Source organism: Luminiphilus syltensis NOR5-1B (genome assembly GCF_000158175.1).
Classification (GTDB): Bacteria; Pseudomonadota; Gammaproteobacteria; order Pseudomonadales; family Halieaceae; genus Luminiphilus; species Luminiphilus syltensis.
This window is the reverse complement of record NZ_DS999411.1, coordinates 1,562,226-1,587,903: the sequence shown is the minus strand read 5'-3', so window position 1 is coordinate 1,587,903 and position 25,678 is coordinate 1,562,226. Positions and strand designations below refer to the sequence as shown.

Here is a 25,678-nt window from a genome sequence, read left to right as displayed (position 1 = left end):
AAATGTCCGTTTTTTGCCCAAATCATCCTCGGGTCGTGGCTGATCCGATCTCAAAGAGCTACAATCGCGAACTTATTTAGTTGCGAAATGCGTAGGGTTACGAATGTCTGAGCGAGTGCACAAACAGTCACGATTAAAAGCACTTATAGCCAAGGGTAAGGAGCAGGGCTACCTCACCTACTCCGAGGTCAACGACCATCTGCCACAGGATATATCCGAACCGGATCAGGTCGAAGACATCATCCAGATGATCAACGACATGGGGATTCAGGTCTTCGAACAGGCGCCCGACGCCGACGAACTCATATTGACCGAAGGCGATCGCTCCGCCGACGAAATCGCCGCGGCAGAGGCCGCCGCCGCTCTCGCAGCGGTTGAAAATGAAGCGGGTCGCACCACGGATCCGGTGCGTATGTACATGCGCGAGATGGGTACCGTCGAGCTCCTGACCCGTGAAGGCGAGATTGTTATCGCCAAGCGCATTGAAGAGGGCATCCGCGAACTCATGGCCGCCATGGCGCACTACCCCGGTGTCGCGCGGCGCCTGACTGAAGAATACGACCTTGTCACCAAGGAGGAGCGAAAGCTCGCCGATATTCTGGTCGGTTATCTCGATCCGGCCGACCATGTCCCCTCCGCCCAGGAGATTGCCGAGCAGACGGCAGCTGCAAAAAACAAGACCGACGACGATGAGGCCCCCGATACCGGCCCGGATCCCATTGAGGCCAAGAAGCGCTTCACTGCGCTCAAGCGTCAATGCACCCGTACCGAAAAGGTGTTGGCAGCCGAGAGTCGTCAGTCTAAAAAGGCCATCGCGGAGATGGACAAGCTCGGCGAGCTGTTCAAGTTCTTCAAGTTAACCCCGCGTGTTTTTGATCCGCTGGTTGAGGCACCTCGGACTGCGCTGCAAATTGTACGGGAGCAGGAACGCGAGATTATGCGAATCGTGGTGCGTGAATGCCGCATGGACCGCAAGGATTTCATCAAGAGCTTCCAGGGGTCTGAGAGCGACTCGCGCTGGGTATCGCGCGTCATGCGCAAAAAAGAGCTCGGCGCCCGCATCAGCCTGCACAAAGACGAAATTCAACGACTGCAACGTCGTATCGGTGCTGTCGAAGATGAGATCGGCCTGACCGTCGCGGAAATCAAAGAGATCAATCGCCGAATGTCGATGGGGGAAGCCCGGGCCCGGCGCGCCAAGAAGGAAATGGTGGAAGCCAACCTGCGCCTGGTTATTTCGATCGCCAAGAAATACACCAACCGCGGTCTGCAATTCCTCGATCTGATTCAGGAAGGCAATATCGGCCTGATGAAGGCGGTGGACAAATTTGAATACCGGCGCGGCTATAAGTTCTCGACCTACGCGACGTGGTGGATACGCCAGGCGATTACCCGCTCGATTGCGGATCAGGCGCGCACGATTCGCATACCGGTACACATGATCGAGACCATCAACAAACTCAACCGTATATCGCGCCAGATGCTCCAGGAAATGGGCCGTGAACCGACCCCCGAAGAGCTCGGCGAACGCATGGAGATGCCCGAGGACAAGGTGCGTAAAGTGCTCAAGATTGCCAAGGAACCGATCTCCATGGAGACCCCGATCGGCGACGACGAGGACTCCAGCCTGGGCGACTTCATCGAAGACGTGACCATTGCCAGCCCCGTAGACTCCGCAACCGAAGAGGGACTCACGGAAGCCACCACCGACGTGCTCGCCGGGCTGACGGCTCGTGAAGCCAAGGTACTGCGCATGCGCTTTGGCATCGATATGAACACCGACCATACACTTGAGGAAGTCGGCAAGCAGTTTGATGTCACCCGCGAGCGTATCCGTCAGATAGAGGCGAAAGCGCTGCGTAAACTTCGACACCCCACCCGCTCGGACTACCTGCGTAGCTTTCTCGACGAGTAATACTCGTCGTGACTACCGCCGCACCGCACCGTAACCTGTGCACCGACTGCGGTATCAGCCGCACCGAAGACCCCGATCGATGTGGTCGGGCCTGCCAGTTCATTCGGCCTGACTACGCCGCTCTGGAGCAACGTGTGCACGGTCGCACACGGGATCTCGAACGCGGCGACGAGCGCTTCTTTGGCGTCACCCGCGCCATGCTTCGGGCACGTCGGAATCCTCCTGCCGAGAATGCCCAATGGACCGGTATCACCACGCTGATCGGCCAGAAGTTACTCGAGACCGAAGCGGTCTCGGGAGTACTCTGTATTGGTCCCGACCCTGAAGATTCCTGGAAGCCGCAGCCCCGGCTTATCACTGAGCCCGACGCTATGGCCGGCTGCCGCGGCATGCGCATGGGTTATGCCCCCCTGCTGGCCTTGCTTGAACCGGCTATCGCCGCAGGGCACCGCCGCCTCGCCGTTATCGGCATACCCTGCCAGATCTACGCGCTGAGGGCACTTGAAGAGGAGCTGGGGCTGGAACGACTGTACGTGATCGGCACCCCCTGCTCTGACAACACCACCACCGAGAATTTTCATCATTTTCTTGAGAAGCTCGACGACAAACCCGAGGACATTACCTACCTCGAATTTTTACCCGACTTTCACGTTGAACTCCGTTTCACCGACGGCAGAAAACGGCGTATTCCCTTTTTGATGCTACCGATCGCCGACCTTCCTAAGGACTTCTTTCCGCTGACCTGCCGCACCTGTGTCGATTACACCAATGCGCTCGCCGATATTACTGTCGGGTACATGGGTGGTAGTGGAGAGCAGTGGCTGATAACACGGAACCCACGGGGCGTTGAACTGTTGTCACTGATAGAAGACGAACTGGTACTGGCCCCCCCCACCTCTTCCGGGAATCGCCGGAGCGCCGTCGCCGGTTTTATCGAAAACACCCGCCGCGCCTGCGGTGGCCTGCCTCTCCGTCGAATGCCCGGATGGCTGCGTCCGATAGTCGCCAGGCTTATGCCCATTACTGGCCCCAAGGGGCTGGAATTTGCGCGTACGCGACTTGAAATGAAAGCTGCCGAGAGCGTGTTACACCTCAGGCGGGAAGCGCCCAAACGCATGCGTCACATGCTCCCGGATTACATCTGGACACTGACCGCCCCCTACGACATCACCCCTGAACCCGGCGAGGTCGCGCGAGAAAGCGAACGCGATGAACTCATAGCCTCTGATAACAGCGGGGACACGTAGCGCCTCCACCCCGTGCGTGACAAATAGCACGCTAATCTCAAGGTTCGTTGCCCCGTGACGTCAACAACGCCGGCGCTGATGAGCATGGACCGGGAGGCGCCGGCAGCCCATCCCAAGTGCCGCATCCAAGAGGTCACTATGAATTCCCGTCCCAGCGCGTAAACTGACGGGGTCGGCCTCGGTCTTGGAATTACCATGTCAGCACCCTCCACCACAGGCATCAAATTTGCCTACGTGTTTACCGTGATACTCGCCATTATCACTACCAGCATCATCTATACGATGCCGCTGGCTGAACGCACCCAACTCCTGCGTGAGGGCGGCCCCATCGAGGGGCTTTCGGCGGCGGGCTATATTGTTGTTCTCATCTACGCCATCGTGATTTTCAGCAATCGCTATATCAAGCAATACCACTATCTGCTTCTTCTGATCGCTTTCTTTGCCATGCGGGAACTCGATTTCGACAAACGCTTTACGACAATGGGGGTGTTGAAGAGCAAATTCCTGGTATCGCCAGACGTGCCGTTACTGCAAAAAGTGATTGGTGGGCTGGTACTGGCGCTCCTCATATACTGCGTTGTGTATACCCTTCTGCTCCACGGCAGACCCCTGGTAAAGCGGCTGTTTAACCCGGCGCTGCATCATTGGGGCATTCTTCTGGGGCTCGCGTGCATGGTCTTTTCAAAATCTGTCGACGGGCTGGGACGTAAAGTCAAAGGCTGGACGGGCTACGAATTGGATTACGTCACGGTAAAAAATGCCTCGGCACTCGAGGAGTGCCTTGAATTGTTTATACCCCTTTTCTTTCTGTTGGCTTTTGTCGCCTATGCTCGACTCATCGCCTCGCCGCAACAATTACGTAGCGGGAGTCCCTGATCGCTGACCAGCGCTTTATTCGTATTTTCCTACCCTGATAGGGTAGGTTTTTCAGGGAGTAATCACAGCGCAAGCGGGGCCAACAACGTGTGTCAAAGCCTACCAGTTAAAGCTTTATCCACGCTTTAGACCCCAACAAAACCCGGCGGCGCACTTTTGAGAAATGACCTCTAATTTGAGATGATATGGGGTAGCTGTGGCAACACGGCTTTTTTTATGCCGTTTGATAACGTTTTAGGCCCTACGGAGGAACATGCCAAACGATTGGCAAAACACCATCGCGCTCGCCACCAATGTGCGGCACGAACTTCACCAACAGCCCGAGTTAACCTGGAAGGAAGAGCACACCGCCAGCGTCATCAGGCACCATCTGACCGAGCTTGGCATCGCCTGGGCCCCCTGCGCGGGCACCGGGACAGTGGCGACAGTAAACCCGAACGGTGCAACACCGGGTATCGCCCTGCGTGGCGACATTGATGCCCTGCCCATCACCGAAAATTCCGGCGTCGACTGGAGCTCACAGAGCACCGGTTGTATGCATGCCTGCGGCCACGACGGCCACACTGCCACCCTACTGGCGGCTGCCGCCTGGCTCAAGCTTCACGAAGCTTCGCTTGAATCCCGAATTACCTTACTGTTCCAGCCCGCCGAAGAGGGCGGGCATGGCGCACGTGCCATGATCGAAGAAGGCGCGCTTGAAGGGGTGGAAAAAATCTATGGCTGGCACAACTGGCCAGGCCTGCCGCTCGGCCAGCTCGCATGCCCGGACGGCATTGTGATGGCCGGCAACGGCACCTTTGAGATCGATTTGACCTCCTCAGGTGGCCACGCGAGCCAGCCCGACATCACGGGCGATACCATTCTTGCCGCCAGCGCCGTGACCATGGCCTTGCAGCAGATTGTTTCACGACGACTACCGCCCCAAACGGCGGCCGTGGTCAGCGTGACGTCAATAGACGGCGCCAGCGCGCCCACTGTAATACCCCAGTCCGTCACGGTCAGTGGCAGCATCCGTGTGCCAAACAGCGAGGTGCGCAATCGAGTCAACACGCTGATACCCGATATCGCAGCACAGACAGCAGCGTGCTACGGGGTGGCTGCCCGCACGCGGATTTTTCCCCGGTACGAGGCGACCATCAACCATGCTGAACCGGCAAGGGCAGTGCGCGCGACCTGGCAGCAACTGTTTGATAGCCAAGCCGTGGCATCCGACTTCGTGGCTCCCGTCATGGCTTCCGAGGACTTCAGCTACTACCTCGATGAAATCCCCGGCGCCTTTGCGCTCATTGGCGGTGCCGATGCCGAAAAAGCGCATCAGGCGCCGCTGCACAGCCCACACTACGACTTTAACGATGCGCTGATACCCCGCGTAACCCAGCTGTTCGCACAGCTCGCCGGTGCGCCGCAACCCCGCTGACGTTACCGAACAGCTGCAGCACCATCGCGCTGGCCACCCCACGCTTTCATTCATCCGTAAACGAGGACGCAAATCCATGAATATTTTTACCGAAAGAGAGTCTGATATCCGAGCCTACGCGCGGGTTTACCCCGTCGTCTTCGATAAAGCCTCGAACGCGCGAATGACCGACGAGGACGGCAAGGAATATATCGATTTCTTCGCCGGTGCGGGCGTACTTAACTTTGGCCACAACAACGAGCAGATGATAAAAGCCGTTGTCGACTACCTGCAGTCGGGGGGCATCCTGCATAGCCTTGACCTCCATACCACGGCCAAGCGTGACTTCATGGAGGCTTTCACCAAAACCATTCTCGAACCGCGCGGTATGGCCCATAAACTGCAATTCATGGGCCCGACCGGCACCAATTCGGTCGAGGCGGCGCTCAAGTTGGCGCGTCGGGTAACCGGACGCGAAGAGGTGGTGGCTTTCACCAAGGGCTTCCACGGTATGACCCTGGGCGCGCTGGCCTGCACGGCGAACCAGGTGTTCCGTAACGCGGCGGGTGTATCGCTTGAAAATGTCGCTCGCATGCCCTTTGGTTGTGAAACGCCCTGTCAGGGCTGCGAGCTCGGTTGTGGCCTCGCGTCTCTTGACGATATGGCCGCGAAGTACCGCGAATCATCCAGCGGCATAAAGCCACCGGCGGCGTTCCTGGTTGAAACCATTCAGGCGGAAGGTGGTGTGAATGTTGCCTCTGCTGCCTGGCTCGAGAAGCTGGGCGCGATCGCCAAAGAGTTTGGCTCGCTGCTGATCGTCGATGATATTCAGGTGGGTTGCGGCCGCACCGGTAATTACTTCAGCTTTGATGGCATCGATATCGACCCCGATATTGTCTGCCTGGCGAAAGGCATTGGCGGTCTTGGCACACCGCTGGCAATGAACCTGGTCAAGCCCGAGCACGACCAGCACTGGAAGCCGGGCGAGCACACCGGCACCTTCCGCGGTCAGAATATTTCGTTTATCGCCGGCCGCGAGGCGCTGAAGTTTTTTGATAACGACACGCTGATGAACGAAGTCCACGCCAAGACCGAAATCATCAATCAGGCGCTCGCGCCGCTGGCGCAGCACGCGGGAATCCAGCTGCGTGGTAAAGGTATGGTTGCAGGCCTTGATATGGGCGACGGAGTGCGCGCCCGATCGATTATCGATATCTGTTTTGCCCAAGGGCTTGTGGTTACCGCCTGCGGCTCCGAGGGCCGTGTACTCAAGATCATCCCGCCGCTGACGATATCCGAGGCCGATCTCAAGGCAGGACTGCAGATCCTGGTTGAAGCGACAGAAAGTACTCTGGCGGAGGCGGCATGAACAAGCGTGATGACATGACTTTCCCGCCGGAGGAGTACGAACGCCGACTCAACGAGTTGCGGGCGCGTATCGCTGAGCGTCATCTCGATGCTGTGGTCATCAGCGACCCGGAAAACATCATGTACCTCACGGACTACCAAACCACGGGCTACTCTTTTTTCCAGGCGTTGGTGGTGCCGCTGGAGCAAGAGCCTTTCATGATTACCCGGAGTCTCGAAGCGTCGAATATCGTGGCCCGCACCTGGGTGGAGCATATGCGTCCTTATCCGGACACCGGCGATGCCATCCAGATGCTGGTCGATGCGCTGAGAGAGTTTGGGCTTGATAAGAAACGTATCGGCTACGAACGAAACAGCTATTTCTTCCCTGCATACCAACAGGATCGGGTACACACGACGCTGACCAGTGCCAAACTGATGGACTGCTTTGGTATTGTCGAACAGGGTCGAGTGCGAAAATCGGCGGTTGAAATTGAGATCATGCGCAAAGCGGCCCATGCCACCGAAGCGGGTATGCGCGCCGGTATCGATGCCTGCCAGCCTGGCGTTACCGAAAACGAGATTGGCGCCGCGATCAGCGATGCCATGTTCCGCGCCGGCGGCGAGCCCCCTGCGGTAATGCCGTATGTCACCTCAGGTCCGCGCACCATGATTGGGCATGCGACTTGGGAAGGTCGCGAGATTCAGCCCGATGATCACGTGTTCCTCGAAGTCGGCGGATGTTATCGCCGCTACCACACGGCGATGATGCGCACGGTGCTGATGGGCGACATGTCCGAGTCCATGTTCAAGGGTCAGGAGCTTATGAAAGTGGCCCTCAACGCGCTGCACGACCAGGTTCAGCCGGGCATGACCGTCTCTGATGTCGACAATATGGTACGCAACATCATCCAGGCCAACGATATCGGCGCGCAGCTGATTACACGTTCGGGCTACTCGATTGGTATCGCGTTTCCACCGAGCTGGGATGAGGGCTACATCGTCAGCCTCAAGCAAGGCGATGCCACCGTCCTCGAAGAGGGAATGACCTTCCACGTTATCCCCTGGCTGTGGGGCATTGACGGCGATAAAACCTGTGGTATTTCCGACACTATTCTGGTGACTGAAAACGGCTGCGAATCCTTTTTCGATTTCCCACGGGATTTCGTAGTTCGGGGAAACAAAGGCAACACCAAAAAAAGCACGGTAACCGCATTGAACTCTGCGAAATCCAACGAAGTGAAAAATGATGACATCATTGAAAACAACGAATCCGTTTAACAACAGCACCCATGCAACCTACGAGGCCCTCGATAACGCCGCTCTATCGGCTGCGATTGCGAGCGCCAATGACGCGCAAAATTCCTGGCGAGCGCTCTCCTTTACCGAGCGTGGTGAGTACCTGAAAGCTGTAGCCATCGAGCTTCGTAAGCGTAAGGCAGACATCGCGAAAATCATGGCGGAGGAGATGGGCAAGCCGGTGAAGGAAGGTGGCCCGGAGGTCGAGAAATCGGCATGGTGTGCCGAACACTACGCCGAGCACGCCGAAGCGTATCTCGCCGATCAGGTTCTCGAGTCCGACGCCCAAAAAAGCTATGTACACCACCAGCCGCTGGGCACGATCCTGGGCATCCTGCCGTGGAACGCGCCGCTGTGGATAGCCTTTCGCTTCCTGGCACCCGCTTTGATGGCGGGTAATACCTGCGCCATGAAACACGACCCCAACGTTCAGGGGTCAGCAAAAGCTATCGCCGATGCCTTTAGCGCCGCCGGTGTTCCCCCAGGCGTGATGGTGAACCTGCCGCTGGCCAATGATCACGTCGAGTCCGCTATTCGTCACCCGGGAATTGCCGCCGTGTCGTTCACCGGTTCCAGTCGAACCGGTGCGTTGGTGGCCAGCACTGCCGCCAGCGAGGTTAAACCCCACGTACTCGAATTGGGAGGCTCGGATCCCTTTATCGTACTCGACGATGCCGACCTGGAACGCGCCGCCGATGTAGCGACGCTTTCGCGAATTATCAATGCCGGGCAATCCTGCATCGCGGCGAAACGCGTGATCGTGGTCGATGACGTCTACGATCAGTTCTTGAGTATGGTTGAGACGCGCCTTGCCAAACTCAAACTCGGCAACCCGCTACTGGAAGATACCGATGTTGGTCCCATTGCGAGGGATGATTTGCGTACGAACCTCCACCGGCAGGTGAGCGAATCGATCGAAGCCGGAGCCCGCTGCCTGCTTGGTGGCGAGCTACCCGATGGCGATGGTTACTTTTATCCGGTGACGCTCCTGGCCGACGTAACGCCAGGAATGACCTGCTATCGCGAGGAAACCTTTGGCCCCGTAATGAGTGTTATCCGCGCGCGCGATGTCGACCACGCGATCGAGCTCGCCAACGATACTGACTACGGTCTCGGAGCGGGCGTATGGACAGGGGACAGCGCATTGGGCGAACGGCTGGCTAAGGTTATTAACGCCGGCCAGGTCGCCGTCAACGGCATCGTAAAAACTGACCCCCGGCTACCCAGTGGTGGTGTCGGCCGGTCCGGTTACGGTCGCGAGCTCGGGCCCCACGGGATCCATGAGTTCGTCAACGCAAAGCAGATCTGGCTGGGTTAATGCCAACGACGATAAGCCTAGGAATCCATACTGTTCTTAGGTACACGGACCTAGCTATATATAGCCGGAGCATGGAGATTTCGCACTGCAACAGCGCTTGCAGCAGGCTCGAAACTGACCTCGTAGGCTTGCCGCCCAATGGAGCCCGTGACATCGCGGGCTTTTTTATTACCGCAAGCAGCCGTTTCTACTACGTGAAGTGATCGGCACAAGCCCTCGAGAAACTGGTATAGGAATCGCTTTTCGAGAGGCCGTTTTTATTCGACTCGACTCGTATCTTCACTCGCATCGACTTGGCATCAATAGACGAGCGTTCCTGAAATAACTACACTGGAAACATGGGTACTGGTCTCATTTTTCAATGGTGTCAATCCAATACTGTGTACTCGATGAGATAATGGCGCCCATCGGCGCGATGGAGACGCAGAACGTGTACCCACAGATTCCACACCGATACTCGAGAGACTCATTTTCAATTCTCTATGGTCTATGCCACATTCTTCAGGTGGAGGCGGTTTCTGCTCGACCGAAAAAGGCATGAACACGATCAAAGAGATAGCGGTAGTACTACCAGCCTATAACGAGGCGTTAACAATTGCCGAAACGCTGGAAGACTTCCATGCGAACCTTCCCGAGGGGTTTTTGGTGGTCGTAGACAACAATTCCTCAGACGATACCGCGCGAATCGCCAGGAAAACCCTTGACCGCCTTGGTGCTAAAGGGATTGTCCTGACCGAGCCAAAACAGGGAAAGGGTTTCGCGGTCCGAAGGGCCTTCAAGACGATAGATGCCGATATATATATTATGTCGGATGCCGACTTCACTTATCCTGCCGAGCAAGCTGGGCAACTTATCCAGTGCATGAATGAGCGTAACGCGGACATGGTGGTGGGTGATCGTCATAGCTCTGGCAGTTATCTTCAGGAAAATACGCGACGTCTCCACAACTTTGGCAATGGCTTGGTGACATGGCTGGTTAATACGCTATTTGGTGCGGAGCTAAATGACATAATGAGTGGACTCCGCGTTCTGACCCGTCGTTTTGTTAAAAACTATCCCATTCTCGTAAACGGATTTGAGCTGGAAACAGATATGACGCTTCATGCGCTTGATAAGCGCATGACCATAGTCGAGATCCCGATTGAGATTAGAGATCGACCCGAAGGCAGTGAGTCCAAGCTTAAGACCGTGCCGGATGGGGCTCGAGTTTTATTCGTTATCCTGCAGCTACTTAGATATTACCGACCAATGTTTTTCTTTGGCGCTACAGCGCTCATTCTATTTATTGCGGGACTGGCCGCCGGAACACTACCTGTTCTCGACTATTACTTCGAAGGTTTCGTACACCATGTCCCTCTAGCCATACTCGCCACCGGTCTGGAGCTCTCCGCACTCATATCACTTTCAATAGGGCTCATTCTCGACTCAATCGGCCACAGCGCTAAAATGCAGTTCGAAAAGGACCTATGAGCCGACCCCCTCTGCAAGAGCAATCAGAGAGCGAATTAGAAAAAGTTGTCCTTTTTTCAATCGCGGGGTTTATTGGTTTTGTAGTAGACGCGGTCTTTCTCTACTTGTTTTCGACGCTTACCAATCCATTTCTTGGGCGCATCGGCTCTTTTGCCATTGCAGTCGTCGTAACCTGGCGCATTAATGCGGTCTTTACTTTTAAAGATGAAGGAAAGGGACTACTCCATTATGTGCTTGGACAGGTCGCGGGAATAACGATCAATTATCTCGTATTTTGTACATCAATATATCTGCTCCCAGATCATGTCTGGCAACTATTACTGGCACTCGCAATAGGATCCGGAACGGCCATGATATTTAACTACATGGTGATGAAGCACTGGGTTTTTCAGCCGTCGGAAAGGTGAAGCACTCAACCAAAGGACTGAGATGGTTACAGAACTACTTTATATGTCGCCGCAAACGATAGTCGCCTTCCTGATCTTTGTACTAGGCGTGACCGCTACTGGCGGCCTAGTGCATTACCGCCGCCATAAGGAAGATCAGTTTGCGACCATACCGCTTTCGATCTTTATCGGTATAGCGCTCTGGATGGTTTTGGCATCTGCAATCGGTGGGCTTGGACAGTTCGACCTAGTCAGTCCACTCTTGCTCAGCATTCTGGCAATTTTTGCCTTCCTCGCCAGAAGGCACTATGTCGCGCGTAAGGAGTCCCGCACACCAGAAAGTCTGAATCCACGGGCTTTCACTATGAAACACCAAATTTTCAAGCCCGAGTGGCTTGTATCGCTCATAGTGTTCTCCTATGCACTGCGTGCTTTCCAAAGTCCCCACTACTGGGACGATATTATGTACCACCTCCCACAAACTCTTGCCTGGTGGAAAGGCGGGGGTATTGTTGTTAACGAGGCGATTAGGTATCCATTGTTCCCCATGGGACCCGCAGCAATCGCAGCGTGGTGGTCGCAATCGGGGACCCTATTAGTGGGTCAATGTTTATCGGCACTGGCGTTCACCGCGGTTGCTTTCCTTATTTTTCATACGGCGCGAAAGACACTTCCTACACTGCCCTCAATTTTGGTGGTGATCATTTGGACGACTTCGATGAGTGGTACGGTTATCGCCACGGCAACCGTCGATATGGTGCTTTGCGGTATGGTAACGGGCTGCGTGTACGCCGCTCGTTGCTACTTTACGGATGACGATAATTATTTCGTGATTATTGTGGGCTTGTTAGCTGGCGCTGCATTCTCAAGCAAGTACCAAGCCGCCCTTTATTTGGCCATTCCACTGGTAGCTTTCTTTTTTTTGCTTCGTACGCACCCGGCGCGAATTTACCTCTTGGCTTCATTCTTTTTGAGCTGTGGCTTTTGGTATGCCCGCGCTTTTGTCGTCTCGGGGGATCCTTTACACCCTCTGGGTGCATCTATATTTGGTAGCTGGGGATGGAATATTGAAGATATGGATCGCCAGCTCAATCAACTGGAAGGCGTCAGAGATTGGCCTCCCGCGCTCCTCCTCAGCTCCCTGTTCCTGCCAATATTCTGGAAACGCTTAACCGCAGAATACAAGTACGCTGTGGTCCTTCTATATCTCTGGTTCCTTAGCTGGATGATCGTTAGTGGCTATCCGCGGTATCTCGTCCCTGCTTATCCATTGATGGCAATACTCTCAGCTGAAGTCTTCAGACTCATCTGGGTGAAGATATCTGGATACAGCTGGTCAAATCACTTTCGCGAGCGTTTGAAGCATGGGGGATTGCTCAGGCTCTCGAGACCCGTGTTTACTGCGGTATGTATTTTGCTTGTATTAGTGAATGCCAAAAGTGCAGGTAAGTGGATTTTTGTAAGCGAGGACACTCTGATTGAAAAATACTCCAAACGATATGAGGGATTTGCACTGCTAAGGTCTACAGACGCGAATATCACGGGCAGTGACGGCAGAACCTACCAAATCGCACTTGATAATCAGAATTTACTCCTGGGCCAGAATGTAATTGGTGATTATTTTGGACGCTATCGACTAAAAGACTTTTTAGAGGCTTCAAAAAAAGAAGATGGGTTCCAGCCTTACCTGGCTGAACATAATATCCAAAATATTATTGTCAACTTGGAACTCCCATGGTCCAGGAAATTCTATCGTCGGATCGAGCAAATGCCCTTTTTATGTGAACTTGGGAGGAATGATGGTGCCGGACTATTGTCGGTAGCGCAGGCCGGCAGGGGTTGTAAGTCATACAAAGGCTGAAGCCTAAGCATTAGCTGGACTCAAGGACCAATTTACAATGGGCCAGTCGACGAAAATCTGGCCAACATTATTGACGCCGCTCCGGGCGGCTCAGCCGCGGATTACTAAAGCGACTCGCGTTGCTCCATTGGCGAGGCAGTACTCACCGGTTCGCTCGTCGACGCTCTGGTAAACCGGTGCCGAGCCACCCGTAATGATCGCGGCAAGCACAGTCGAAGTAATCCCGAATGTGGCACTGCCGCGAGATGAGGTGGGCGGGAGCTCTTTGCGCGTCGAAGAGCTACTCTGAGGGAGCGCTGAACCTGCTGGAGCTACGCGCGCGGCTAAAAGGACTCCCGACTGCATTACCGATTCCAAGAAATAAGGTTTGGTTTTCAGCGACTGTTCTCCAGAGCGTTAATTATGGTATCGCGCAGGCCTTGATCCCGCGAAGCCGCGAAGCCGCGAAGCCGCGATAAAACCAAGATAGCACCCGCCTCTAAGTGGTGGTCGGCGTTTTTTGTGCCGGTGATTGTTATGGCGCCGCAGGCGTCGACTCCCGCAGCTCTGGTAATTTGGCGTGCGCAGATTTAGGGTAGGAGGAATAAGAAGCAGCTAACGCGGCGGTTACGGCAGCGCCGGCGAGTTGGTAGCAGGAGTAACACATGCCCAAGAACCCGTATCGGCCTTACACACCAAACCCGGAATTTCTGGCGCTGCTGCCCGAGGATTACAGTGGTAATGCCGTCAACGGTGTGGGGGAAGAGGCGGTGCGGCCGCCGACGATGGTCTGGTGGGCCCCCGACATGGAAAGCGCTGAATTTGGGGCGGCCCAGCAATGGTTTTACGAACACGAGCAACCCGATGAGGAGATGATCGCGCTGCGGGCCTATCGTCGCGACGCGGTGCTGTCACCACTGCCACCGGTAGCGGAGGTACAACAGCAACACAGCGAATCGGCATGGACGGCGGCGCTGGATGATTTTGTCCAGTCAGGTGATTGCGAGATGACGGGGGTGACTCCCCTTCAGCCCCAGTGGATATTTGATCACGCCGCGACCAGTCTGCCCAACGTGGTGATGCTGGCCTTCCAGCACGACTATGAGGAGCTTCAGCATGTCCCCGCATTGCGTGGAGGCAAAGATGTCACCCGCCAGTACGGACGCGCTGCTGTTACCGCCAAGAAAGTAGCGAGCTGGATTCGTGAACAGGGCTGGCAGGCGGAGCCGGTGACGGGGCCGATGACCGGAACCATTCTGCTCATTCCACCGGCCATCGAGTGTGGCTTCGGCGAATTGGGTAAGCACGGCTCGATTATCAATCCGGAATTTGGCTCGGCGTTCCGGTTGAGCGCTGTACTGACCGATGCGCCATTTGCCGCGACATCCCCCCGCGAATTCGGTATCGATGACTTCTGCTCCCGGTGCCGGGTCTGTGAAAATGCCTGTCCACCCGCTGCCATAACGCCGGAAAAGAAGACGGTGCGCGGCAGCGAGAAATGGTATGTGGACTTTGATAAATGTATTCCGTTCTTTGCCGAAACCTCGGGCTGTGCAATTTGCATAGCAGTATGCCCCTGGTCACTTCCAGGAGTGGGCATTAATCTCGTTGAAAAGCTCGCCCGACGGGCGCGGCGTTTAAAGCCGGACTAATACGGCATCGGGTCTGAGAGATGGCGGACAGCCAACCCGTATACCTGACCCATAAAAAAAGCCCCGCCAATAGGCAGGGCTTTTTCGTTTAACTCAGAGGTAAAGAAACGCGGATTAACCTGCCGAGACGATTTTAACCGGCTCCGCCTCGATACCCGGGCCACCGATACCCTCAGCACGCTGGGGATCGTAACGCTCGATCGAGCCAGGCTCGATGTATTTGGACCAGTTATCGAACTGCTCACGACCAGCGAGGAAGCCTTCAAAGATCGCGTGGTCGGTTTGCCGCGGCGTGACACAATCGCCAACGCGATGCACGACCGGTAGCGCCTCCTTGAGTTCGAAGTACAGCTTCTCCATCGGCAGATGTCGCACTGACAAGACAATGGCATCAACACCGTCCATTCGCTCGCTATCCCCGGTATAGAGATTGAATACATCGATACCCTTCTCGTCGATGCTACCCACCCAGCTGTTCAGCGTATATTTCATGCCCGCCTTGAACAGGTTGGTATAAGACACAGGCATATCGAGCGTGGTCGACATTTTGTGGAACAGTGCATTCCAACGACTAATCACGTGTACGTTGTGACCCTGATCGGTGAGCAATTCCGCGATACCCGCCGAGTAGCGATTGGAGTTTTCATCGAGAATCACCACGTTCTTACCAATCTTCTCGGGCGCCTTGAGCACTTCCTCGATGGTTATGACGTGGGGCAGATCAACGCCGGGAATTTCGGCCTGCATGGGATTGATATCGCTATAACCCGTTCGGTCCGGCGTGGAACCGGTGGCTACAATGACACCATCGGGATTGAGTGCCTTGACCGATTCAACCGTCGCCTCGTGGCTGGTCTTGATATCAACACCCAGCTTGGTGATCTGGGCCTTAAGGTCTTCGGTAATCCAGGCCCATGAGCCACGGCGCGGCATTTGCACAATCTGGTTCACCTGACCGCCGAGCTGATTGGATTTCTCTAGCAGGGTGACCTTGTGACCCCGTTGGGCAAGACCTTCGGCCGCCTTCATGCCGCCAGGACCGCCACCCACGACAACCCAATGCCCCGGTTTTTCAGCCGGCTGTTGCGTATCGGGACCAAACACCTCCTCGCGACCGGTCGCAGGGTTAACCTGACAGGTCATGGATGCGCCCTGGAACAATCGCGCCACACAACCCTGATTACAACGCAGGCAATGATAGATCTCGTCTTCACGGCCTTCGGCGGTTTTGTTCACAAAATTGGGGTCGGCGATCTGCGCACGAGTCATCGCCACCATATCCGCATGACCCGCGGCGAGCACCTCTTCAGCTTCTTTTGCCGTGCTAATGCCAGAGATGGCAAATACCGGAATGCTTAGCTCCTGCTTCAACTTGGCGCAGGTCGGTACCAACCAGGCATTGGGTACATCGTAGGGAGGCATGAGGTAGGTGGGCGACTGATAAGCACCCGCCGTGGTCATGACGTAATCGATCAAACCTTCTGCTTCGATGGTCTTGGCAATCGTCACCCAGTCCTCGGGCTCCATACCACCGGGGATCATCTCCTCGATGGTAAAGCGAATACCGACGACCATATCCTTACCGACGCGCTCGCGGACCGCACGAATCACTTCCAGCGGGAAGCGCATCCGATTCTCAAGGCTGCCGCCGTATTCGTCGGTACGCTTGTTGTAAACCGGCGACAGGAACTGGTGCAGCAAATAGCTGTGTGCGAGGTGCACTTCGACCCCGTCAAAGCCCGCCTGTTTGCTGTATTCCGCAGACAGACACCAGCCTTCCAGTACCTCATCCATATCGGCGCGTTCCATGGCCTTGGCCATTTCACCAAACACCGGGGATTTGATGTTAGACGCGGACCACAATACGCGGTAATCGTCCATTGAGTGGCTCTCGCCCATCACACCAAAGTGATTGAGCTGGGCAATGATGTGTGAACCATGGCGATGCACGGCGTCGGTTAGCGAACGGTCTCGCTCGACCATTTCCGAACGGTAGCCGTAGGGATAGCCGCGGGTGAAGGTGTTGGAGGTGGGGTGCACCAGGCGGTTACCGGTCACCATCAAGCCAATGCCGCCCTTGGCTCGGGCCGTGTGGTAGTGGATGTCGCGCTCAGTGGTTATGCCATCGCGGGAATTAAACGCCATAGCGTGCCCGGACTGCATGATGCGATTACGCACCGTGATATTACCGATCTTCAGCGGCTGAAATATATTGGGGTACTGGGAATTACTCATAGTTTGCTTCCTCTCTCATTGGTCTGTTTGATTGCTGCGGCAGTGGTCGGACCACCACCCTCGTTAATACCGGACCGCCAAAAAATGTATTTACTCGGGGGCACACTGGTGATCAGTATGCCGATCAACACCGTGCCCGCACCCAGAAGCTGCCACGGGGTGAGTGCCTGATTAAGCACCACGTAGCCCAGCGCCATCGCCGATACCGGACTCAATAAAATCAGCGTCGAGATGATCACGGGCTCAAGATGGCGTATGGCGCTCATCCAGAGAAAATAAGGCAATAACGTACCGACGAAAGCCAGATACAGATAGCCGGAGATATGACGAACCTCCAGACTTTGCATCGGCAATTCGAAGAGCAGAGCCAGTGGCAGTAAAAACAGGCCACCGAGCAGCAGCTGCCATCCTGTAAAGGCCAGTACCGGCATATCGAGTGCCCAGCGCTTGGTCAATAGCGTGCCCAGTGACATAGACAGTGCAGCCGAAAAGGCAGCAATCACGCCCACCGTATCCCAGGCGAGCTTACTCGGAACGATTAGCACCATAACCACGCCCGAAAGCCCGAGGGCTATCCCCGCCGTAACGTTACGTTGCACGCGGATACCAAAAAAAGCAAAACCGAGTAGCGCGACGATAAGCGGCTGAGACGAAATGAGCATTGCCGCCAAACCACCCGGGAGACGGTAAGCCGCAACAAATAAGGGCCAGTGAAATAGCGAAATCACCAACAGGCTAATGACCACCAGTTTCTTGAATTGGTCTGCCGTTGGCCTAAAGCGAGTCATTAACAAAATGAGCAGCCCTACCGGCAAGACGCGCAGTACCGCCGCCGTTATGGGCTTGTCTGGCGGAAGTAACTCAGTGGTTACAAGGTAGGTACTGCCCCACAGGATAGGGGGCAGCATGGCCATAATGATGGCGGATGAGTGCCGCATCAGGCTGGTCGTTGTCCCGATGTGGCGCCCAGCTGACCACCATAACACCGACCCTTGGATTGGCTGCGCTTCATAAAGATACGACTTTTACAAAAATTTGTTCGAAACAATCTACACTATAGAGCCGTGCAGTAGTTGCGAATGCGACTCGGTTGAAAAGAGCATGAGCAGCGGATACGCGGGGCGCCAATAAACCCATTGGGGTGACAAGAAAATCAGCGCCACCACGCCCCGCAGACAACGCATTTCTGATAAAATCCGGCGCGCTGTGGGCCCATAGCTCAGTTGGTTAGAGCAGTCGACTCATAATCGATTGGTCGAAGGTTCAAGTCCTTCTGGGCCCACCATCTTCTTGATTTTTATAGATTTTCTATAAGGTTCGCCAGCCGACTCCGAGCGCTGACTCATAGACTTGAGTCGGTAGGTGAATTGTTTCCAGCGCGGATAAGATAACATCGTTACATCGACCACTCCGGGGGCACCCATCGGGATCACGCCATGCTAAATCGCGATCTGCTTATCATCCGGTACAAGAAGCCCTTTATCGACTGGGTCAACGAAGCCGATCCTGACTCGGATGGACCCCTTGTGACCCTGGACAGCGCGAATGAGGACTCGCCGGCCTACTTGATTCATGACTGCGCCAGTGAGCACTTCGAGGAATGGCTGGAGTTGTGTTACCTCCCAGTGTTCGAGAACCTTCTCCACGAGTGGTACGTCGACCCGACGCTCTGGCCGCAAGACCGGTCACTGAAGGTTTTCAAGAATTGGTGCGACTTCCGCCTGCACAGTCTCGTTCAGGATTGCGTCGATGGCCCGTTACTGGATGACGAGATTGAGTGAGACCGTCCCTTTTGCAGCACTCACCGCAGTATTAATCCTGCGTGGGACATCGGTATTCTTTCCATTAAACGAACTTCGCAAATTCGGTGTAATGGATGCCGGTGTCCCCCGTTTATGATGAAGAGCCTATATCAGTCGGGAGTTCGTACGGGCTCACTGCTATCCCAGCCGACCGCGGCATGACGAATGTCCGTCCACAATCGCTCCACGGCTGATGTCATCTCTACCACCTCAATCATTCCAAAGACGCTGCCGCGGGTATCGAAATAGGCTGCGCGGCCACCGACCGCCACCGAACAAGTAAGCACCTTTTCGAACCCCTGGGAGGCATAGTGCGCACAGCTATGCTCGAAATCGGTGGCAGCCACCGCATGATGATGAAAGCACCAACCCGAGTCCCTGGACACCTCGCGATACGGGGAAGGCTTATCGTCAAGTGGCTGAATCAACTCAAACTGCATGTGACCGCAGTTAGCAAGCGCTAAGTTAACGGCGAAGTCGGCCGGCTGCCCCTTGTAAATGAGGTCGTTGAGCTCGAAGTTCTCGAACAGAAACCACGGCCCCACATTCAGCTGCCGGGTGAACTGCGCCATGGATTTTTGAATATCATCGGTGATAAAGGCAGTTTGAATCACACCGCCATCGGGCTGACCAAAATTCAGGACGGGCATTGAAGAATCTCCTTGTTTTCTGGCGCCAGCGTATTCACCACAAAGGCTGGAAACAATGAGTATTTCTACTCTGTTGAGGCATTTTTTCCGGTGCTAGGCTGTTATTTGATTGAGATTTCCCTAAAACGACCGTGCTGTCGCGCACACCCGCGGGGAATCGTAGCCCACCAGACTGAATGGAGTAACGTTATGAACAACACCAAAACCAGCAAGCAACTCAGCGACTCCGGCACCACCGGTATCGAAATCAGCAGGCAGCTCAAGAGCGCATTTTTTGCTCAGGGTAATCTTGACTGGGCCCCGTGGGTCATGCCCGATACCTGGTTCAAGCTGTTAGCGATCAATCCTATAACCGGCGGTTTCAGCATGATGCTGAAAGTCGGACCCGATAACATTGCCCCAATCCACGGTCATATCGGCTCGGTGGAAGGTATCATCCTTGAAGGTGGGTTTGCCTACGAGGATGACTGGGGCCACGCCGGGGACTACGTACAGGAACCGGCAGGGATCAACCACAAGCCGATCACCGGTGCCGACGGCATGATGATGTTCGCGATAGCTCATGGCCCGCTGGCTGGCTATAACGACGATGGCAGTGTCGCCCTGATCCTGGATGCCAGAGAAATGTTCCGGATGGCGGAAGCTGCCGGTGTCGCCACTCACCTTGACAAGCCCGAGCACTGGGACTGAACCAAAGGTGTCACCAGCCTAGAGGTCAATTTAATTATTGCAGGGAGAAAAACCAATAATGAGCGACAAGAGACTGGCGGGAAAAACTGCCATCGTGACCGGTGGCGCATCGGGACTGGGACTGGGAATCGCTCAGCGCTACATCGAGCACGGCGCTAACGTGATAATCACGGACATCAATGTAAATGCGGGAGAACAGGCGGCAGCCAAAATCGGTGCTCGTTTCTTGGAACAGGATGTCACTGACGAAAGCAGCTGGGAAGCGCTATTCACAACGCTGACGAATGAGCAAGTCCACGCCAGTGTGCTGGTGAATAACGCGGGATTTGCAGACGCTGGCCTAGGTGTGCTTTTTGAAGACATAGATGTGGCGGAGGCGAAAAAAATCTTCACTGTGAATGTCGACGGCACCATACTGGGTTGCAAACATGCCATCCGTCACATGAAACAAAACGGTGGCTCCATTATCAACATGTCCTCCATTGCTGCCATGGTACCGGTGCCGTTCATTGCTGCCTATGGTGCCTCCAAGGCCGCGGTGCGCCATCTCACCCAGTCAGTGGCTCTGTACTGTGCACAACAGGGTTATCGCATCCGCTGCAATTCAATCCATCCCGGGCAGATTCGCACCGCGATGCACAACCGTCTGGTCGAAGCCACTGCAAAGCATAACAATATTACCGCGACACAGGCAGAAGCCGGGTTTCTGGACATGATTCCGATGGGCGAGTTCGGTCAGGTGGAAGATATAGCCAATGCAGCATTGTACTTTGCCAACGATGAGAGCAAGCATGTCACCGGCGACCGCATTCTCGTGGATGGCGGAATGATGCTCACGAGTTGATGCAGGGAGCATGACGGAAAAGTTGAGTTATGTGAGCTGCATTGCAGATGTGCCGCTGCGGCACAAGACAGTTGGCCTGGCGCTAGCCGCGGCGGCCGAACGCTGGGGTGTCAATGAGGCACTTGTGGTAGCGCATTAGGGCGAGCGCTGGAGTTGGGCTGAACTCAAGACCAGATCCGAAGAATTGTCGGCGGGCTGACTCGCACTGGGGCTCGAACCCGGCGACCGTTTGGTAATCAGGTCGCCCAACGGGCCGGAATGGGTGCTGATGCGGTCTGACGCCACCGTACACGGACAATTGCAGGCGGCCCGTTTGCCAGGGCTCCCCTATGCAGCAGATTCTGGATTTTTGCAAAGGCCAGATCGTGCACTACAAGATCTCCGCCTACACCCGCTTTGTAGATGATTGCCCGATGACGGTAACAGGGAAGATCCAGAAATTCGTGATGCGGAAACAAATGGCCGAGGGACTGCATTTGACTAAACCCCTGATGGCCTGACCGCTGTCGGGCCGATCACCAGTTGTTCAAGCAACTGCCTTTAGAGGGGTTTTCTCGGTCGCGGGAAACTGGAAGCCATCCAGAATGATATTGGGCCAGAGGAAATCCATCGGGTGCGGCGTGAAATCCACGCCAATGTTCAATAGCGCCGGGCGGCCACTGTCCATCGCACGCTGAACCGCGGCAGGGATGTCACGAAGCTCGGAGACATCTTCAGCGTAGCAGCCAAACCCCTTTGCAACAGTAGCAAAATCCACTGTGGACAACTTGGTTCCGAAATCAGGGTTGTCCAGCATTTCCCCAAAGGGCTTGTACATGCCCCAATAGCTGTCATTGAACACGATAACTATGACCGCCAGGCCATAGCGGCTGGCAGTTTCCAGTTCCTGGATGGTCATTCCCATGGCACCATCACCCGTCAGGCAGAACACCGCCCGCTCCGGGTGCGCCAGTTTCGCAGCATTGGCATAGGGCAGACCAAAGCCAAGGTGGCCCATGCCGGGAACGAACAGTGAGCGCTCGGGGCTGTCCACCTGGATATGGGAGATTGTCCACATCATCGTCTGGCCGCCATCATGGACGACAATGGCATCGCGAGGCAGAAGGTCGCCGATCACAGCGGCAACTGCGGATTCGTTGAGCAAGCCGACTCCACCAACCACCTTGCTCTCCTTCGCCGTTTCCCGATACAGTTCCCTGCTCGTATCTCGCTTCTTCACAATGGATTGCTTCCAGTCCTGGTCCTGCCGGAAACCATCGCCCTCCTCCGCTAGCACTTCCAGCAAAGCTTCCAGGGTTGCCCGGGCATCTCCCACCAGGCCAATCTCCACCGGGGCCGCACGGCCAATGGATTCCGCATCTATTTCAATCTGAATGATTTTCTGGTAGTCCGGCTTCGGGTAATGCGGCGGCTTGTGAATGGGCGTGAACGTGGAGAATTTGCAGCCCACGGCCAGCACCAAATCCGCTTCCTGGCCGATATCAATGGCCGCCTGTCCGGACACTAGGCCAGCGGATCCAAGGGTATTGGCATCCGCCGGGTCCAACACACCGCGACCGTTGGCCGTGGTCATCGCCAGCATGTCCGTATATGCCACCAGATCGCGGAACGCCTGCACACCTTCGGAGCGAGCAACACCGCCACCGGCAATCAACAGCGGCCGACAGGCTCCCCGCAGGGCAGCCGCAACCCGCTGCAGCTCTTCCCTGCAGGGAATAGGACGCTGTAGCCGGTAGGGTGGTGTCTGGGCGAGGTCGTAGCGGCACATCAAGGTCCCGACATCACAGGGAATATCCAGGTGTACAGGCCCCGGCCGCCCAGAGCGGGCGATATATACGGCCCGCTCGAACAGTTCAGGGGCGCGCTCTGGATGGTGCACGATGGCATTCCACTTGGTGATTGAGCGGAATAGCCCGATCTGGTCCGCGGACTGCAACTGGTCGATGCCCGGGTCTATCGCCCGGGCCTGATTCTGCCCGGTAATCACCACCATAGGAATATTATCGGCAAAAGCGGCGGCCACACCTGGGACTAAATTCGTCGCTCCCGGCCCGACCGTGGCGAAACAGACGCCCATGGTATCGGTGACCCGAGAGATCGAGGCCGCCATATGCCCGGCGGCTTCCTCGTGACGGGTCGTGATGTAGACCAGGTCCGGATCCCGCGAGGCGCCGTGCATGATGAGACCGATCTGGGCTGCAGGCAGACCGCAAATATACTTGACGCCGTGCTTCTTCAGAATGGCGAGCAACATGTCGCTCACGGTGCTTTCCATAATCATTTCGCGGGTCTCCGGGACAGGGTTATCAGTTGCGTTGGGAGTGTTTGGAGGGCATTCCGGCAGTGGTACCACCATCGACTAGGAACGCGGTGCCAGTGATCATGGCCGACTCATCGCTGGCCAGAAATACGACCGAGTTGGCAATATCCGCCGCTGTCGCCAGCCGCCCCAGGGGCACGTTTTCGATCATTCCCGCCACCATCGCGTCCCGGTCTCCGACCGCTGCTGCAATAGGATCCAGCATCTCCGTGTCCACATAGGTTGGGTGAATGGCATTGCAACGGATACCGTAACCACGCTCGGCGCAGTCGAGAGCCACAGACTTCGACAGCAGGGTGACACCCGCCTTGGAGGCACCATACGCGGGCAGATCGGAAGTCCCCAAAAGGGCACCAATAGAAGAAATGTTGATTAGCGACCCGCCACCATCAGACTGCCTGATGGCACGGATACCGTGCTTGCAGGACAGCATGGTACCGGTGAGGTTGACGGCCAACACCCGGTTCCACTCCTCCAGCACCATATCTTCAACGCTGCCGGTAATTCCGATGGCGGCACAGTTCACCACAATATCCAGGCGCCCGAACAACTCAATAGCACAAGCGGTTGCCGCCTCCCAGTCGGTCTCGCTGCTGACATCAAGTGCGTTACTGGCCGCGGCTGCGCCAATGCGCTCGGCAGTTGCCTGCGCCCCTTCAGTGTTGATGTCCGCGGCCAGCACACTGGCACCCTCACGCGCGAGAGCTTCACAAGATGCGCGCCCAATGCCCGAGGCGCCCCCGGTGACCAGTGCCACTTTTCCGTTCACTCGACCCATTATGACTCAGCTCCTATGGCTTGATGACTCAATATTTGCAACCTTCCTGTTCCAGTTGCCTGAGTTCTACGCGACGAATTTTTCCCGAGGTAGTCTTTGGCAATTCCGCGACGAACTGGATCTTGCGTGGATATTTATAGGGTGCTGTCAGCGCCTTCACGTGCTGCTGAAGCTCTGTCACCAGCACGTCATGATCGTGGGAAACACCATTCTTCAAGATCACAAACGCCTTCACGACGGATCCGCGAACTTCGTCGGGGCTGGCAACGACGGCACATTCCTGAACCGCGGGGTGCTTGACCAGCGCATCCTCAACCTCAAATGGGCCAATGGTGTACCCGGCGCTGATGATGATGTCATCGCTCCTTCCCTGGAACCAGAAATAGCCATCCTCGTCCTCGCGCGCCCTGTCGCCAGTCAGGTAATAATCCCCTCGACGGGACATGCTGGTCTTCTCTGGGTCGTTGTAGTAATGCTTGAACAGCGCCGGTGTATCCAGATGAACCGCAATATCTCCGGTAGAACCTGTTTTGACGGGCTGACCTTCTTCGTCCAGAATTGCCACGCGACAACCCGGAGTCGGTCTTCCCATGGAGCCGGGCTTGGGCTGCATGTCTTTCAATGTGCCAACCAAAAGAGTGTTCTCCGTTTGCCCATAGCCGTCTCGGACTGTGACATTGAAGTGCTTCTGGAAGGTGCTTATGACTTCGGCGTTAAGAGGCTCCCCGGCCGAGACCGCGCTGCGAAGACTAGACAGATCGTACTCCGATAGGTTATCGGACTTGGCCATGATCCGATATTCCGTGGGTGTGCAGCACAGAACGTTTATCTTGTACTCGTCAAGCAAGTGCAAGTAGGTTTCGGGGTCGAATTTGCCGGAATAGACGAAGCCCGTGGCACCTGAACCCAGCACTGACAGGAAGGGGCTCCACAACCACTTGGCCCAGCCCGGCCCGGCAGTTGCCCAGACCAGATCACCCTCGTTGATACAGAGCCAATTCCTGGCAGCCGTTCTCAAATGAGCAAACCCCCACCCGTGCGTATGAACCACGCCCTTGGGATACCCGGTGGTTCCAGAGGTATAGGAAAGAAAGGACATGTCATCACGGGTTGTAGCAACCGTCTCCAGGCTATCCTCCTCCGCCAGCATCAAGTGATCCAACCGCTCCCAGCCATCCTGATCCCGTCCCAGAATGATTTTTGTCAGTTTCTTGGTCCTGGATACTTTTTCGAATTCAGCCGTAAAAGGAAAATAGCTGATGATTGCCTTTGCACCGCTATGATTTATCCTATAGTCCAGCTCCTTTTCCCGCAGCATCTCTGAGCAGGGAATTACAACAATCCCTAGTTTCAGGGCGGCAATGTAGGTCTGGTAAGCCTCGATTCGCTTTGGAATCATGACCAGGGCTATGTCGCCCTTCTTTAGGCCAAGACGAGAGAGCGCGTTGCCGATCCTATTGGCGCACCTCCAAAGATCAACATAGGTTATTTTATCTGAACATCCATCGTCATCGAGCCACTTTATTGCGACCCTTTCTGGATCATCTGTGAACTTCTCGAACTCATTGGCAATGTTGTAGTTGAGCGGCGCTACAAGTTGCTTATACATTATC

Annotated in this window: 21 protein-coding genes and 1 tRNA gene; 16 read left to right on the top strand and 6 right to left on the bottom strand. The window is 55.6% G+C overall.

Annotated features, from left to right (window positions below; genetic code table 11):
• Positions 1 to 103: 103 nt before the first annotated feature.
• From rpoD to NOR51B_RS07005, 11 genes are all read left to right on the top strand, one after another.
• Positions 104 to 1,915 (top strand): RNA polymerase sigma factor RpoD, encoded by a 1,812-nt coding sequence (rpoD, locus tag NOR51B_RS07055; RefSeq protein ID WP_009019123.1) that lies wholly within the window; start codon positions 104 to 106, stop codon positions 1,913 to 1,915.
• An 8-nt stretch (positions 1,916 to 1,923) separates the two neighbouring features.
• Positions 1,924 to 3,162, top strand: a complete 1,239-nt coding sequence (locus NOR51B_RS07050) for a Coenzyme F420 hydrogenase/dehydrogenase, beta subunit C-terminal domain (RefSeq protein WP_009019920.1) — start codon at positions 1,924 to 1,926, stop codon at positions 3,160 to 3,162.
• 195 nt (positions 3,163 to 3,357) lie between these two features.
• Positions 3,358 to 4,038 (top strand): hypothetical protein, encoded by a 681-nt coding sequence (locus NOR51B_RS14965; protein WP_009020442.1) that lies wholly within the window; start codon positions 3,358 to 3,360, stop codon positions 4,036 to 4,038.
• Between the two features lie 253 nt (positions 4,039 to 4,291).
• The gene (gene doeB2 / locus NOR51B_RS07040; RefSeq protein ID WP_009021061.1) at positions 4,292 to 5,455 is read left to right on the top strand and encodes a N(2)-acetyl-L-2,4-diaminobutanoate deacetylase DoeB2; all 1,164 of its coding nucleotides are present in this window, start codon (positions 4,292 to 4,294) and stop codon (positions 5,453 to 5,455) included.
• 76 nt (positions 5,456 to 5,531) lie between these two features.
• Positions 5,532 to 6,803, top strand: a complete 1,272-nt coding sequence (locus NOR51B_RS07035) for an aspartate aminotransferase family protein (RefSeq protein ID WP_009020789.1) — start codon at positions 5,532 to 5,534, stop codon at positions 6,801 to 6,803.
• Positions 6,800 to 8,062 carry an ectoine hydrolase gene (doeA, locus tag NOR51B_RS07030; RefSeq protein ID WP_009019378.1) on the top strand — a complete coding sequence of 421 codons (1,263 nt, stop codon included), beginning with the start codon at positions 6,800 to 6,802 and terminating at the stop codon, positions 8,060 to 8,062. Before NOR51B_RS07035 ends, doeA begins: the two co-directional genes overlap by 4 nt.
• Positions 8,028 to 9,398: an NAD-dependent succinate-semialdehyde dehydrogenase gene (locus tag NOR51B_RS07025; RefSeq protein WP_040481901.1), complete on the top strand. Its 1,371-nt coding sequence runs from the start codon at positions 8,028 to 8,030 to the stop codon at positions 9,396 to 9,398. The genes doeA and NOR51B_RS07025 overlap by 35 nt, the downstream gene beginning before the upstream one ends.
• A gap of 537 nt (positions 9,399 to 9,935) precedes the next feature.
• A complete protein-coding gene (locus NOR51B_RS07020; RefSeq protein WP_040481900.1) occupies positions 9,936 to 10,868 on the top strand; it encodes a glycosyltransferase family 2 protein in 933 nt (310 codons plus the stop codon).
• A complete protein-coding gene (locus NOR51B_RS14960; protein ID WP_009019037.1) occupies positions 10,865 to 11,275 on the top strand; it encodes a GtrA family protein in 411 nt (136 codons plus the stop codon). Before NOR51B_RS07020 ends, NOR51B_RS14960 begins: the two co-directional genes overlap by 4 nt.
• Positions 11,276 to 11,297: 22 nt before the next feature.
• Positions 11,298 to 13,115: a hypothetical protein gene (locus NOR51B_RS07010; protein ID WP_009020716.1), complete on the top strand. Its 1,818-nt coding sequence runs from the start codon at positions 11,298 to 11,300 to the stop codon at positions 13,113 to 13,115.
• Between the two features lie 644 nt (positions 13,116 to 13,759).
• Positions 13,760 to 14,746: a 4Fe-4S dicluster domain-containing protein gene (locus NOR51B_RS07005; protein WP_009019003.1), complete on the top strand. Its 987-nt coding sequence runs from the start codon at positions 13,760 to 13,762 to the stop codon at positions 14,744 to 14,746.
• 114 nt (positions 14,747 to 14,860) lie between these two features.
• Here NOR51B_RS07005 and NOR51B_RS07000 read toward each other — a convergent pair whose 3' ends face one another.
• Both NOR51B_RS07000 and NOR51B_RS06995 read right to left on the bottom strand, forming a co-directional pair.
• Positions 14,861 to 16,981, bottom strand: a complete 2,121-nt coding sequence (locus NOR51B_RS07000) for an oxidoreductase (RefSeq protein WP_009018953.1) — start codon at positions 16,979 to 16,981, stop codon at positions 14,861 to 14,863.
• Positions 16,978 to 17,919 (bottom strand): EamA family transporter, encoded by a 942-nt coding sequence (locus NOR51B_RS06995; RefSeq protein WP_050759433.1) that lies wholly within the window; start codon positions 17,917 to 17,919, stop codon positions 16,978 to 16,980. Before NOR51B_RS06995 ends, NOR51B_RS07000 begins: the two co-directional genes overlap by 4 nt.
• Positions 17,920 to 18,189: 270 nt before the next feature.
• On the opposite strand from NOR51B_RS06995, the gene NOR51B_RS06990 reads away from it, so the two are divergent.
• A tRNA-Ile gene (locus NOR51B_RS06990) sits at positions 18,190 to 18,266 on the top strand.
• Between the two features lie 151 nt (positions 18,267 to 18,417).
• Positions 18,418 to 18,762, top strand: coding sequence for a hypothetical protein (locus NOR51B_RS06985; RefSeq protein ID WP_009020898.1), 345 nt, complete (start codon positions 18,418 to 18,420; stop codon positions 18,760 to 18,762).
• Between the two features lie 131 nt (positions 18,763 to 18,893).
• On the opposite strand, the gene NOR51B_RS06980 is transcribed toward NOR51B_RS06985, so the two are convergent.
• On the bottom strand, positions 18,894 to 19,433 hold the full coding sequence (locus NOR51B_RS06980) for a VOC family protein (protein WP_009019657.1): 540 nt from the start codon (positions 19,431 to 19,433) through the stop codon (positions 18,894 to 18,896).
• A 189-nt stretch (positions 19,434 to 19,622) separates the two neighbouring features.
• Between NOR51B_RS06980 and NOR51B_RS06975 the strand changes: the two genes are divergently transcribed.
• The 3 genes from NOR51B_RS06975 (at position 19,623) to NOR51B_RS06965 (ending at position 21,467) form a co-directional block, all read left to right on the top strand.
• Positions 19,623 to 20,123 carry a 2,4'-dihydroxyacetophenone dioxygenase family protein gene (locus tag NOR51B_RS06975; RefSeq protein ID WP_009019282.1) on the top strand — a complete coding sequence of 167 codons (501 nt, stop codon included), beginning with the start codon at positions 19,623 to 19,625 and terminating at the stop codon, positions 20,121 to 20,123.
• A 58-nt stretch (positions 20,124 to 20,181) separates the two neighbouring features.
• On the top strand, positions 20,182 to 20,967 hold the full coding sequence (locus NOR51B_RS06970; protein ID WP_009019421.1) for a glucose 1-dehydrogenase: 786 nt from the start codon (positions 20,182 to 20,184) through the stop codon (positions 20,965 to 20,967).
• Positions 20,968 to 21,296: 329 nt separating this feature from the next.
• Positions 21,297 to 21,467, top strand: coding sequence for an AMP-binding protein (locus tag NOR51B_RS06965; protein ID WP_009021613.1), 171 nt, complete (start codon positions 21,297 to 21,299; stop codon positions 21,465 to 21,467).
• A 26-nt stretch (positions 21,468 to 21,493) separates the two neighbouring features.
• On the opposite strand, the gene NOR51B_RS06960 is transcribed toward NOR51B_RS06965, so the two are convergent.
• From NOR51B_RS06960 to mbcS, 3 genes are read right to left on the bottom strand one after another with little or no spacing between them, the layout of a single operon-like run.
• Positions 21,494 to 23,248, bottom strand: a complete 1,755-nt coding sequence (locus NOR51B_RS06960) for a thiamine pyrophosphate-binding protein (RefSeq protein WP_009021580.1) — start codon at positions 23,246 to 23,248, stop codon at positions 21,494 to 21,496.
• Positions 23,249 to 23,273: 25 nt separating this feature from the next.
• Positions 23,274 to 24,065, bottom strand: a complete 792-nt coding sequence (locus NOR51B_RS06955; RefSeq protein ID WP_009019671.1) for a glucose 1-dehydrogenase — start codon at positions 24,063 to 24,065, stop codon at positions 23,274 to 23,276.
• Positions 24,066 to 24,093: 28 nt separating this feature from the next.
• Entirely contained in the window at positions 24,094 to 25,674 is a 1,581-nt protein-coding gene (gene mbcS / locus NOR51B_RS06950) for an acyl-CoA synthetase MbcS (protein WP_009019030.1), read from the bottom strand.
• Positions 25,675 to 25,678 lie beyond the last annotated feature (4 nt).

What these genes read in the sequence shown, in the direction of transcription:
- rpoD (WP_009019123.1), top strand. Translation starts at nt 104, where the DNA reads ATGTCTGAGCGAGTGCACAAACAGTCACGATTAAAAGCACTTATAGCC.
- NOR51B_RS14965 (WP_009020442.1), top strand. Translation starts at nt 3,358, where the DNA reads ATGTCAGCACCCTCCACCACAGGCATCAAATTTGCCTACGTGTTTACC.
- doeB2 (WP_009021061.1), top strand. Translation starts at nt 4,292, where the DNA reads ATGCCAAACGATTGGCAAAACACCATCGCGCTCGCCACCAATGTGCGG.
- NOR51B_RS07035 (WP_009020789.1), top strand. Translation starts at nt 5,532, where the DNA reads ATGAATATTTTTACCGAAAGAGAGTCTGATATCCGAGCCTACGCGCGG.
- doeA (WP_009019378.1), top strand. Translation starts at nt 6,800, where the DNA reads ATGAACAAGCGTGATGACATGACTTTCCCGCCGGAGGAGTACGAACGC.
- NOR51B_RS07025 (WP_040481901.1), top strand. Translation starts at nt 8,028, where the DNA reads ATGATGACATCATTGAAAACAACGAATCCGTTTAACAACAGCACCCAT.
- NOR51B_RS07020 (WP_040481900.1), top strand. Translation starts at nt 9,936, where the DNA reads ATGAACACGATCAAAGAGATAGCGGTAGTACTACCAGCCTATAACGAG.
- NOR51B_RS14960 (WP_009019037.1), top strand. Translation starts at nt 10,865, where the DNA reads ATGAGCCGACCCCCTCTGCAAGAGCAATCAGAGAGCGAATTAGAAAAA.
- NOR51B_RS07010 (WP_009020716.1), top strand. Translation starts at nt 11,298, where the DNA reads ATGGTTACAGAACTACTTTATATGTCGCCGCAAACGATAGTCGCCTTC.
- NOR51B_RS07005 (WP_009019003.1), top strand. Translation starts at nt 13,760, where the DNA reads ATGCCCAAGAACCCGTATCGGCCTTACACACCAAACCCGGAATTTCTG.
- NOR51B_RS07000 (WP_009018953.1), bottom strand. Translation starts at nt 16,981, where the DNA reads ATGAGTAATTCCCAGTACCCCAATATATTTCAGCCGCTGAAGATCGGT.
- NOR51B_RS06995 (WP_050759433.1), bottom strand. Translation starts at nt 17,919, where the DNA reads ATGCGGCACTCATCCGCCATCATTATGGCCATGCTGCCCCCTATCCTG.
- NOR51B_RS06985 (WP_009020898.1), top strand. Translation starts at nt 18,418, where the DNA reads ATGCTAAATCGCGATCTGCTTATCATCCGGTACAAGAAGCCCTTTATC.
- NOR51B_RS06980 (WP_009019657.1), bottom strand. Translation starts at nt 19,433, where the DNA reads ATGCCCGTCCTGAATTTTGGTCAGCCCGATGGCGGTGTGATTCAAACT.
- NOR51B_RS06975 (WP_009019282.1), top strand. Translation starts at nt 19,623, where the DNA reads ATGAACAACACCAAAACCAGCAAGCAACTCAGCGACTCCGGCACCACC.
- NOR51B_RS06970 (WP_009019421.1), top strand. Translation starts at nt 20,182, where the DNA reads ATGAGCGACAAGAGACTGGCGGGAAAAACTGCCATCGTGACCGGTGGC.
- NOR51B_RS06965 (WP_009021613.1), top strand. Translation starts at nt 21,297, where the DNA reads ATGCAGCAGATTCTGGATTTTTGCAAAGGCCAGATCGTGCACTACAAG.
- NOR51B_RS06960 (WP_009021580.1), bottom strand. Translation starts at nt 23,248, where the DNA reads ATGATTATGGAAAGCACCGTGAGCGACATGTTGCTCGCCATTCTGAAG.
- NOR51B_RS06955 (WP_009019671.1), bottom strand. Translation starts at nt 24,065, where the DNA reads ATGGGTCGAGTGAACGGAAAAGTGGCACTGGTCACCGGGGGCGCCTCG.
- mbcS (WP_009019030.1), bottom strand. Translation starts at nt 25,674, where the DNA reads ATGTATAAGCAACTTGTAGCGCCGCTCAACTACAACATTGCCAATGAG.